The following is a 10,753-nucleotide window of genomic DNA, read 5'->3' as shown; positions in this document are numbered from 1 at the left end:
CGCCAACGACGTAGCTACGTTTGGAGCGAAGCCAAAGTGGTTCCTGGTGAGCATACTCCTCCCGGAGGGTGCCGACGAGGGGCTCCTCACCGAGATAATGCGCGAACTCCACGAGAGCGCATCAAAGCTCGGGGTTGCCATAGTCGGCGGCCACACCGAGGTGACCCCCGGTCTGGACAGGCCCATAATCGTCGGGACGATGCTCGGTGAAGTTAAGAGGGAGAAGCTCGTGACCTCCAACGGGGCCAGGCCGGGCGATGTCATCATCGTCACCAAGTGGGCCGGCCTTGAGGGGACGTCGATAATAGCCAGCGAGCGGGGAGAGGAGCTTGAGATGGCCTTTGGCAGGGACTTTGTGGAGAGAGCCAGGTCGTTTATCGAGATGATAAGCGTTGTGGAGGATGCCCTTACGGCCAATGGGGTCGGAGTCCATGCCATGCACGACCCAACGGAGGGCGGCATAGCCAACGGCCTCCACGAGATGGCGGACGCGGCGGGCTTGGGCTTCCGTGTTTACAGAGAGAGGATTCCCATCAGGGAAGAGACACTGAAGATATGCAGGTTCTACAACCTGGACCCCCTGGCACTGATAAGCTCCGGGACGCTGATGATAGCCGCTCCCAAGGGTAAGGTCGATGCGGTCGTTGAAGCCCTCGGGAGAAAGGGTATAAACGCCTCCCCCATAGGGGAGTTCGTGGAAGACCCCGGCGTGAAGGTAATCGTTGAGGGCGGAAGGGAAAGGCCTCTTGAGAGGCCAGAAAGCGACGAACTCTGGAAGGTCGTCTAAAGCTCCACGGCTATCCTAAGCCTTTCCTCCTCCTCAAGCTTCCTGAGTATCTCAAGGGCTGTCCTTGGATCAAGCTGAACGGTCCTGAGGTGCTCGTAGGCTTTTCTTATCTCCTCTCTCTGGTAGCCGGAGGACGTCTTCTCCATGTACATGAGAACCGCGAGGAGAACACCCTTGACGCTCTTTTCTGGAAGGGGCAGGAGCTTCCAGCCGCCGTCATAGACGTAGGCCGCCTTGGGGGTCTCGTCCCCACGAAGCTCCGCCACGGGGATCGTCGTGGAGCCCTCGAGGGAGGTCAGGTACTCGACAAGGGTTTTTTCGGAATAGCCCTCCCGTTTCAGCCCCTCAAAGCTCAGTTCCAGCGCCTTGAGGAGGGAGGCAAGCCTCTCGATGTCCCTTATCCTCAACTTGGAGAGCAGGGAGAGCTTGAGAACGACCCTCTCCAGGGGCTCCTCCTCGATGTTGACTGCCACCAGAACCCTGTCCCAGAGGCGGGAGCCCTCCTCGAAGGCCTTAACTGCTATCCAGACCGCGCCGTTCGTGAGAACCCCATACCTCACGCCGGAGTTGAAGCAGTACCGCGCCAGCTGGCGAAGCGGCTCGTCCTTTTTCAGGATGTTCACGCCCATGTTCTTCGCCTCGACGTAGGCGAAGACCTTTCCGTCCAGCATGAGGGCGTAGTCAGCCCTTCCATCTTCAGTCCTGGCCTCCGGTCGAACCTCCTCCGGGTTATTCCAGTCCCAGCCGAGCGCCTGAAATATCTCCCCGATGAGATGCTGCTTCACAGCCTCTTCGTTCTTGACATAGAGGCTTCTGTGGGCACGCACCTTCCGGAGGACGTTGACCACAGCTTCCCTGAGCTCCTCCATGCTCATACCTCCAGCACGTACTTTCTGCTTCCCGCCTCAAAACCCCTGAACGAGCCAAGTTTGAGCCTCACAATAGCAGACTCGACATCCACAACGCCCATTGATGCAAGGTGCGTTACCCCCGTGCCCCTGAGGAAATCGGGATGGAGCTGGGCACTTGGGCCGGTGAGAACGAATAGTCTGGCCCTCTTCGCCCGATCCAGCATCATATCGAGGGTTCCGTTGATCATTGCCGAACCGCTGGCTATAACAGCGTCCACCTCCGGAAGGAGCCAGTATTCAAGGGCATCGCTGAGGGTTTCCCTGTCCCAGAGCTTGGGATTGCGCTCAAAAACCATGACCTCGAATCCTCTCTCACGAAGGCTCGAAACGACCGGGGGCATGTTCCCAACTACCGCGACCTTTTCAACATCCTCCCCTAGGAGTTCAACGACGTCCCTGTCAGGGGCGTTTGACACGTCCAGGAGGTACTGGGAAAGGGCGTTTATAGCCGCCATTCCGAGGGTTCTTTCGATCACGTTGAGGCTGTCTGCCTTTTCGATGAACCCCTCCAGCGAGGGTTCTGCGATGGAGTTCCTGTACCTCCCCACCTCCTCCGGGAGCGTCATGGCCACGCCCAGTGCGGGCCCGCGGCTTCCCTCGATGAGAACGTAGCTGTAGGGAAGCGCGAAGGAAAAGTCGATTAACCGGAAGTCCTCGTCTATTGTATCCAGTGCCCTTCGTTTAATCACCCTGAGCAGCATGGGGTTTCTTACTCCCCTAGACCTAAAAGCTTTTGGGGGTACCCGAGAATTAACCTCCGGTGAAAAACATGTGTCGAATACTCTTTGCCACAGGGGAGGGTAGAGAAATCGCCCCCCTCCTTGACGCGATAGTCAGGGCATCCGAAAACGACCCGTACAAGGAAAAACGCGGAAGGGGAAGACGGCATCAGGACGGCTGGGGCTACGTGCTCCTCAAAAATGGAACCGTGAGGCACTACAGGTCGATGAAGCCTATATTCGAGGACGCTGCCGCCGTGGAAGCTCTGAGGAGCGAGCTAGAGGGCTTTGTAACGCTCATGGTGCACTCCAGGGCAGCGTCCCAGGGCATTAAGAGCCTCTTCAACGTCCAGCCCTTCGCATTCTCCTCAAGGCATGGCTTCACCTTCTGGCTCCTTCACAACGGCGACCTTGATAAGTCCCGCATCATAGAACTGGCGGATCTCGATGAAAAAGAGCTCGAAAACGTCTCGGACACATACGTCTTTGGAACATACCTCTGCAGAAAGCTCCAGAGCCCAACCCTGAGCAACCTGCTGGTCCACTACAGAACAATAGAGGAAACCACGAAATCACTCTTTAACACGGTGACGCTCTTCCACCGCTCCGGGGGAGACTTCATCGCGTTCATCACGGCGAGGATGAGTGAGAGGTACATGGAGAACCCGCTGAACTACGACTACGGCAAGCTCCTGCTCCTGAGAAGGGAGAAGCTCTTTGCTGTCGTTTCATCAACGCTGGAGCTCTATTATCCAGCGGAATACAAGGTTGTTCCAAACGAGACCGCCTTCTGCGTGCGCATCCACGAGGATGAATTCGAAGTAGAGACGGTACATCTGTGAAACGTTATATACGATGTCCCCCCATTTTTATTTTGGGTGGTGGAATGGACACAAACGCCCCGATTAAAGTTTACATGACGAGAAAGCTCATAGGAGTTGAGCCGGAGGACAGCATAAAGCGGGCCTGCGAGGTCATGGTGGAGTTCGACATAGGTTCTCTCGTCGTAGTTGAGGACGGTAAGGTCATCGGCTTCTTCACAAAGAGCGACATAATAAGGCGCGTCGTCATACCGGGACTCCCGAACACGACGCCAGTCAGGGAGATCATGAGCAGTGAGCTGATAAGCGTCGATTCCAACACCCCCCTCCGGGAGGTGCTCGACCTGATGGCAAAGAAGGGCATCAAGCACATGCTCATCGAGGAGGGTGGCGAGATAGTCGGGATATTCAGCCTGAGCGACCTCCTAACCGCCAGCAGGAGAAGGCTTGAGACAGCCATAGCGGCTGAGTGATGGCCATGATAAGGATAGCCCACATAAGTGACACCCACATAACGGGCGAGAGCGCTTACAAGGGGTACGCCTACGACCTCATAGTCAACGAAATAAACAGGGGAAACTTTGACTTCGTAATCCACACCGGTGACGTGACCAACCAGGGACTGCGCGAGGAGTACGAGAGGGCCGCCTACGAACTCAGGAAGATTCAGAAGCCGCTGGTCGTTATTCCGGGCAACCACGATGTCAGAAACGTCGGCTACACGCTCTTTGAGAGGTTTATCGGGCCGCTGAACGGTGTGTTTGACTTCAAAGACGGCGTCGTGATATGGGTTGACTCCACAATCCCGGACTTAAGCGATGGCCGCGTTGGGGGCCACAAGTTCAGATGGCTAAAGAAAAAGCTGGAGGAGTACTCGGACAGAAAGTTCAAGATAGTGGCCTCACACCACCACCTCGTACCCCTCCCTGACACCGGACGGGAGAGGAACGTGCTCTTCAACGCCGGCGACGTTCTCGACCTTCTCCTCAGGCACGAGGTCAACCTCTACACGTGCGGGCATAAACACGTCCCCAACGTCTACCGCATAGAGGACATGGTTGTGGACAATGCAGGCTGTACCTCATGCCGGAAAACCCGCAAGGGCGACGTCAACAGCTACAACGTCATAACCCTCCACGATGACGGAAGGATAGAGGTCAGGATAAAGCGTGTCACAGGCGAGCAGATAATCAAAGAGCACAGGCCTGTTAGGCCAAAGCTATTCATTCCAAGGGGTAAAAGGCTCCTCAGGATAGTCCAGATGAGCGAGAGCAACGTCTCAGACAGGATATACTTCAGGCGCAAGGTTCTGGAGAATGCGCTCAGGACGATAAACGAGAAGCTCAGGCCGGACATAGTGGTCCACTGCGGTGACGTCGTGGATATGGGAATAGAGCGCTACTACGAGAGGGCCTACGAGTTCTATGAGAGGATAAAAGCGGAAAAGCTGGTTGTCCCGGGCCACAACGACATAACCTACCTGGGTTACGACCTGTTCCTGGAGTACTTCGGCGAGCCGGAGATAAAGGAACTGGGGGGCTTCACGTTCATCCCGGTCATAAGCGCCCAGTACGAGACGCCCATAGGCGTCGTGGGGAGGATAGGCCAGAGAAAGCTCGCCGTGCGCCTTGAAGAGTACAGGGAAAGCTTCACAGTCGTGGTTATGCACCACAACATAGTCCCGATACCCAGAAGCAGGGAGGTCGGCTTCCTGGAGGACGCGGGCGACGTCCTCCGCGTCATCACCAGGCGGGAGGCGAACCTCGTCCTGACCGGCCATGGTGGCAACTCCTTCGGAATCAAAGTCGAGAAAACACCCATCGTCAACGCGGGTTCCATAAGCTGGGAACTCCACCGCAACCCCTACGGAAACACCTTCAACGTGATAGACGTCTATCGGGACATGGTGGTTGTCTTCGAAATTCAAGCAACGTGGGGCTCCGGAAGGCTCGTGGGGATATGGAAGATAAAGGCACCATTCAGGCTTTCATCTTTGCCTCTATCCTCTCCATGAGCCGCTCCATTATGTCCTCCATTATTTCATTGACGGTTTTTTCAAGTTCGACGTTGTTTATAACCGGAATCCCGTGCTCCTTTGCCCTCTCCACAATGAACTCCTGTATCTCGATTATCGCGTCCAGGTGTTTCAGATAGTAATCGGCCGGCCGTTTGCTGTAGCGCGCCCTCTCGTAGAACCTGGCCTCCAGGTCCTTTCTCCTCCTGACGGTTATTACATACATGAAGCTGTTCTCTTTGAGCTCAACGTAGCCCGGGACAAGATGGATTCCTTCAATTATTGCGTTGAATCCCTCCTTGTACGCCCTCTCAAGAACCGCGGCTATGCCGACTGAAACGTGCTCGACCTGATTCCTGAAGCCCTTGATGAGGAGCGAGTCCTCGACATTGCCCCGGGGCATCGTCTTCCACGCAAGGAACGATGAGGTGTGGAGGTCCGGCAGCAGTTCAGGAGCGATTATCTTCCTCATGACCTCCCTTATCGTGTCCGTGCCTATGACGCTCCTTATGCCGAGGCGGAAGGCCAGCTCTGTCGCTATCGTCGACTTGCCGACGCCGGTCGCGCCACCGAGGAGTATTGTTATGGGAATCTTTAGCCTCCTGAGCTGGCGCCAGAACAGATAGCGCTTCGCAGCTTCGCTGAGGCCGTGCTCAAGGAGCTTCCTGTACGTCAGTTCCCTTATCTCCTCGGTTGTCACCAGCTTGCGCTTCTTCTCGTTGAGCTCCTTCTGAACCTCCGTCGCTATTATGTAGGCTATGCCCACTTCAACGCCGGCGAGGGTTATTGAACGCGTCAGAATACCCCTTGAAAAGGGCAGGCGTATCTTTCTCTCCGGGTCGGTGACGATTATCATCTTCCTCCCTCCAAAATCGAACGTCCCAGCTTCAGGACGGCCTCTCGCAGGTCTTTTCCGTCCACGTTAACTGGCTCGTTGTCCAGGTAGATGACCTCAATCCCGTTCTCCAGGGCCCATCTTGTGACGACGTCAACGGCGGCAGCCTTGAGCTCAACCGCAACGGCGTCTATTCCGCTAAAGGCCTGCAGGTCCCTCAGGAGTAGCCCCCTCCTGGAGAGGTTGGCCGAGGCACACACTACCTCGGCCCCCAGCTTTTCGAGCCATTCCCCAGCGCGCGGAAGGGCATCGGCGGAGGTCATGACTAGGCCGAGCCTTTTTCCCAAGACATCTCCCAGGGGCCTCGAACGCAGCGCCGTCAGATGAACGTCGGCGTCGGGATTGATCGACCTCACGGCCTCCTTGATGGCCCTGAGGCGTCCTTCGCTCACCGAGTCAGCCATGGTGACTACCACTATGTCGGCCAGGCTCACCCTGAAGGGACCGAAGTAGCCCCTGATGAAGTCCAGCTTCCCCTTCGCGCTGGTTATCAGGATGTAGCCATCGGCGCGGTAGGCCGGAAAGGTTGCCCCGCTACCCTCCAGGATTATGAGGTCGTTGGGGAGGCTCTCGGCCAGCTTTATCCCCTCGTCTATCACGTCGAAGAATGAAAAGCCCGCCATGCCCCCTCCACAGCGGCGGCAGCCTATGGTCGTCACCCTTGAGGTCAGGGCGTCCTCAAAGTGATCCGATGCGGCGTGTTTTCCGCTCTCCGCGAGTTTAACCAGGAATTCAGGGGTTATTTCGAACCTGTCTCCCTCTATCAGCTCCGGTTCAGGTGGCCCTCCACGCCCCATTGTCACTATCACGGGGCTGGCTATCTCCTTGAGGGTTCTCGCTATGAAGCCGCTCACGGCCGTCTTCCCGACCCTCTTTCCGGTACCTATAACCGCCAAACTGGGCTTTCGAGTCCTCCTGAGCCTGCGGGGGACAAAGTAGAAATCGGCTCCCCTGTAAGGAACGCCGTAGAGCATGCAGAGAGACGCTATCTTAAAGCGGTCTTCATAGTCGAGCACGGGCTCATCGCTTAAGTCAACAACCTCCTTTATCTCGTTCTCTTCAAGGGCAACTTTCAGGGACGCCATGTAATCGCGACCGTGGTATACCCTAACACCGAGCTTTCTCTCTATCTCACCGACGTCTCCAATCTTCTCGCTCCCACCGAGAAAGACAGCACAGCAGACATCACCCAGCTTCCCCACCGCCCAGGCGGTGACATCGGGGTAATGCTCGCCGTCAATCAGGACGAGCCTTCCCTTTCCCATAACACCACCGTTAACTTCTACCATCTAAGGGGATTTAACCTTTTGCAGACACTCGCTAACGGAGACCACTGACTCAGGGGTTGGAACGGACATCGCCCAAGCAACCGTAGGAAGGGTTATAAACCCCGGAGGGGTAAAATAATTGGCAGCCGCCCGAGGGCGGTGCCTGAGATGGAGGTGTGTGGAAATGGCTGAGCTGATAGTTAAGTCCAAGGTTAAGGAGGCCGTCAAGGCCATCGAGCCCGAGATGAGGGTTAACCCAGAGTTCTACGAGGCCCTTGAGGCCGAGATCAAGGCTCTCATCGAGAAGGCCGTCAAGAGGGCCAAGGACGAGGGCAAGAAGACCCTCTACCCGAGGCACGTCTGATTTCTCCCCTTCTTTTTCCTTGTGTTGACGCCGATGCTCTTTTATCCCCCTGCACCTAATCACTCCGGTGGTATCATGGCGCTGAGAAAGTTAGGCGATTCGGCTTATCTCTATCCAGGAAGCCCCTCAACCCTCGTTAAGACCGCTGGAGATGGAGCTGTCATCGTTGATCCCGGTCACGGAAGCGGGAGGCATAAGGACCTCAGGAGAGAGGTCAGAAAGCTCGGGCTTGGGATAAAAGCCCAGCTCGCGACCCACGGGCATGCAGATCATGTGGCAGTGGCGCCCCGGATAGACGCCCCGCTCTTCATCCACCGTTTTGAGTTCTCAATTGCCGAGAGCCCGCTTAACAGGGAACTCCTAACCTTTGGATCAAAAGCGCCGGAGGGTTTTCTTGTCTTTCAGTTCCCGGAGGAGGTCAAAGCCCATGCCGTCTTCGAGTGGGGGGATGAACTGTTCGGTTTTAAGGCCGTCAAGCTGAACGGCCACTCCCCGGGAATGACGGGCTTTCTGGACGAGGAGAACGGCCTTATCTACGCCGGGGATGCGTTCTTTGGGGAGAGGGTCATAAAGGCAGTGGGACTGCCGTATCTCATCGACCCTGAGCTATTTAAAACTTCAATTAAAGAATTGCAGAATTATGCAGAGAAGGACCTCCTGCTCATCCCCTCCCACGGAAAGGCGGTGAGGGGCGAAGAGGCGACGGAACTGCTCGACTTCAATCTCGGGCGCGTCGAAGAGATAGAGAGCCTCATACTAGACCTCCTCAAGAACCCAATGGGCATCGACGAACTGGCCTTCAGGATTATGGAGCACTACGAGGTAAAACCCACCCCCCAGAAGCTCGCACTGAACCTCGTCCCGCTGAGGGCTTTCATAGCCCAGCACTACAACGAGGAAAGAATAGAAGCGGTAATAGATAGGGGGCTGAAGTGGAGGATTAGAGGGGATTGAAAACTGTGAGGAACTTCCAGAGGGGGACCACGTCTATTTTAACCCCCTCCCTGGTTATCTCCTCCTCATCTTCCCACGTGACCACCAAACCTCTCTGGATCCTGAGCAATTTTGCCACACGAATTATGTTCCCAATCTCCCTATCGGTGTTTCCATCCAGCTGATACGTCACTTGGATTGGGAGAAGCTCACCGTTGAGTTTGAGTATAAAGTCAACTTCACCCTTCTCATCCCTCCAGTAGAAAATCTCGCCGGGAGTAAAGGAATAACTCATTCTCCTCATCAGCTCAAGGTATACCGCAAGCTCAATTATCCTGCCCTTTTCCGGATGAGCTTTCATAGATAGAGTTCTGGCGAGCCCCACATCAACGGGATAGACTTTACGGGGGGAATTGAGCTGAGCCTTTGGCTTGAAGGAGAACCTCCTGACCTGAAAGAGCAGATAGGCTTCTTCGAGGTATGATACGTAATCTCTGACGGTGTGGACATCCCTGATGCCGACCAATGATCCGAGTCTGGAATACGTGAACTCGCTGGAGTAATTTGACATAAGGTATCTGGCCAGCTCCCTAAGGGCACTTCTGTGCCTCACCGAATGCCTGAGCATCACATCCCTTTCGACTATGTCCCTGTATATAAGTGACAGATAAACCTTTCCAAATCTGACAGACTCGGGGAATCCACCAGTCTCAAGGTACTCCTCGAGCATGGAAATTACCCTGGATATAGTTCTGTCGGAATAGATCCATTCAGGTTTCAGATCAAGGCCTCTGAAGCGCAGGAACTCCCTGAAAGAGAAAGGAAAGAGTGTTAAGTCAATATATCTCCCAGTTAAATACGTTCCCAGCTCTCCCGAGAGGAGCCTCGATGAGGAACCCGTTACTAGGACTTTATAATTCAACCCTAACCTCGAAACGAACCGTTCCCATCCAGTTATCTCCTGCACCTCGTCGAGGACTATGAACTCCGGTTCTCCCCAGAGCTGCCTCGCCGCGTTCAAGAGCCTTTCAAAATCATTTGCCTTAAAATTGGATAACCTCTCATCAAAGAAGTTCACGTAGAGCTTTTTCTCTCCGCTTGCCCGCCAAGAGAGAACAGATTTCCCGGAGCGTCTGACGCCCAGGATAGCAAGTATTCCACCTGAGGATATTAGGTTCATAACTCTATTTTCAGGCTCTCTTGGGACTATCCGTTCCCTTCTCATGAACTCTTCCATCCCCTCCCTCTGAGAAACCAGCACTCTCTTAATCTCTTCAACCCGCATGATTTGAACTTGGCTTTGAACTTCTTAAAGTTTGTGATTAGCAACCACAGACTTTCCCCGAAAGTTTGTGATTAACAACACCAGGCGCTTTCACTCTCCATCCGGATAGCACAGGTACCTGTATGGGCAGAACCTGCAGGTATAGTCGTTCCACCCCTTCGGAGGCTTTCCCTTCTCGTATGCGCGCTTGACCGAGTAAAAGTGCCTCAGCGTCTCCCGGAAGAGCTTGCCGTCGTAGGGAACCTCAAAAGCTTTGAAGTTCGGCCCCTTGACGATGGGAAAGCGGGAAAAATCGATTTTGCTGATGACCTTCATTGGCTCCTCGTGGAGCTTGATGTAGTAGAGGTAGCCGTACTCTGCCTCGGCCCAGCGGAGGTATATGTTAAGCTGAGCAAGGTGGTAGTCGTAGGGGCTCTTCGGGAGACTTGTTTTTCCCTTTATCTCGATGGGGAAGTCCCTTATGGCATCAACCCTACCGTGTATCTCAAAACCAAGCCTGTTGGAGCGGAGTATCATGTGCTTCTCAAGCTCAAAACCGAACCGTCTCTCCAGTATTTCACCGAGGACGTTGTGGGTGTTTATCCCCTGGTTCAGCCTCACCCTAACGAAGTCAGGCCACCTCTCGGGATAGCCCTTCAGCCTGAAGTATATCCTCTTCGGGCAGGTCAGGGCCTCGCTGGCGTAAAACTCGATAAACCCGCCGTTTTCGTTGTGATTCTCATTCGCCGTCATTCCATTCCCCCCGGGGACGGGGCG

12 protein-coding genes are annotated in these 10,753 nt (G+C 55.0%); 6 read left to right on the top strand and 6 right to left on the bottom strand.

Going from position 1 to position 10,753, the window contains the following annotated elements; all coding sequences use genetic code 11:
• Positions 1-787: AIR synthase family protein (locus F7C11_RS10135; RefSeq protein ID WP_297093071.1), on the top strand; the 787-nt coding region annotated here is incomplete at its 5' end.
• Here the strand turns inward: F7C11_RS10135 and F7C11_RS10130 are convergent.
• Positions 784-1,656, bottom strand: a complete 873-nt coding sequence (locus tag F7C11_RS10130; RefSeq protein ID WP_297093070.1) for a type I restriction endonuclease — start codon at positions 1,654-1,656, stop codon at positions 784-786. The genes F7C11_RS10135 and F7C11_RS10130 overlap by 4 nt on opposite strands.
• Before the next feature lie 2 nt (positions 1,657-1,658).
• A complete protein-coding gene (locus tag F7C11_RS10125; protein WP_297093069.1) occupies positions 1,659-2,399 on the bottom strand; it encodes a Rossmann-like domain-containing protein in 741 nt (246 codons plus the stop codon).
• A gap of 68 nt (positions 2,400-2,467) precedes the next feature.
• Here F7C11_RS10125 and F7C11_RS10120 point away from each other — a divergent pair, with 68 nt between their 5' ends.
• From F7C11_RS10120 to F7C11_RS10110, 3 genes are read left to right on the top strand one after another with little or no spacing between them, the layout of a single operon-like run.
• Positions 2,468-3,259 (top strand): class II glutamine amidotransferase, encoded by a 792-nt coding sequence (locus tag F7C11_RS10120; protein WP_297093068.1) that lies wholly within the window; start codon positions 2,468-2,470, stop codon positions 3,257-3,259.
• Between the two features lie 44 nt (positions 3,260-3,303).
• Positions 3,304-3,711, top strand: a complete 408-nt coding sequence (locus tag F7C11_RS10115) for a cyclic nucleotide-binding/CBS domain-containing protein (protein WP_297093067.1) — start codon at positions 3,304-3,306, stop codon at positions 3,709-3,711.
• A gap of 5 nt (positions 3,712-3,716) precedes the next feature.
• The gene (locus tag F7C11_RS10110; RefSeq protein WP_297093082.1) at positions 3,717-5,252 is read left to right on the top strand and encodes a metallophosphoesterase; all 1,536 of its coding nucleotides are present in this window, start codon (positions 3,717-3,719) and stop codon (positions 5,250-5,252) included.
• Here the strand turns inward: F7C11_RS10110 and F7C11_RS10105 are convergent.
• Both F7C11_RS10105 and F7C11_RS10100 read right to left on the bottom strand, forming a co-directional pair.
• Positions 5,218-6,108: a 2-phosphoglycerate kinase gene (locus F7C11_RS10105; RefSeq protein ID WP_297093066.1), complete on the bottom strand. Its 891-nt coding sequence runs from the start codon at positions 6,106-6,108 to the stop codon at positions 5,218-5,220. The genes F7C11_RS10110 and F7C11_RS10105 overlap by 35 nt on opposite strands.
• Positions 6,105-7,436: a 2,3-diphosphoglycerate synthetase gene (locus F7C11_RS10100; RefSeq protein WP_297093065.1), complete on the bottom strand. Its 1,332-nt coding sequence runs from the start codon at positions 7,434-7,436 to the stop codon at positions 6,105-6,107. The genes F7C11_RS10105 and F7C11_RS10100 overlap by 4 nt, the downstream gene beginning before the upstream one ends.
• Before the next feature lie 163 nt (positions 7,437-7,599).
• On the opposite strand from F7C11_RS10100, the gene F7C11_RS10095 reads away from it, so the two are divergent.
• Positions 7,600-7,779: a hypothetical protein gene (locus F7C11_RS10095; RefSeq protein WP_055429436.1), complete on the top strand. Its 180-nt coding sequence runs from the start codon at positions 7,600-7,602 to the stop codon at positions 7,777-7,779.
• Between the two features lie 75 nt (positions 7,780-7,854).
• Positions 7,855-8,733: an MBL fold metallo-hydrolase gene (locus F7C11_RS10090; RefSeq protein ID WP_297093064.1), complete on the top strand. Its 879-nt coding sequence runs from the start codon at positions 7,855-7,857 to the stop codon at positions 8,731-8,733.
• Here the strand turns inward: F7C11_RS10090 and F7C11_RS10085 are convergent.
• Together F7C11_RS10085 and cas4 are read right to left on the bottom strand one after the other, a co-directional pair.
• Positions 8,720-9,997, bottom strand: a complete 1,278-nt coding sequence (locus F7C11_RS10085) for an ATP-binding protein (RefSeq protein ID WP_297093063.1) — start codon at positions 9,995-9,997, stop codon at positions 8,720-8,722. The two genes, F7C11_RS10090 and F7C11_RS10085, sit on opposite strands and share 14 nt — an antisense overlap.
• A 90-nt stretch (positions 9,998-10,087) precedes the next feature.
• On the bottom strand, positions 10,088-10,729 hold the full coding sequence (gene cas4 / locus F7C11_RS10080) for a CRISPR-associated protein Cas4 (protein WP_297093062.1): 642 nt from the start codon (positions 10,727-10,729) through the stop codon (positions 10,088-10,090).
• Between the last annotated feature and the right edge of the window lie 24 nt (positions 10,730-10,753).

Source organism: Thermococcus sp., from assembly GCF_015521605.1.
GTDB lineage: Archaea > Methanobacteriota_B > Thermococci > Thermococcales > Thermococcaceae > Thermococcus.
Note: the sequence above shows the minus strand (reverse complement) of the source record. Positions and strands in the feature narration are given on the sequence as shown.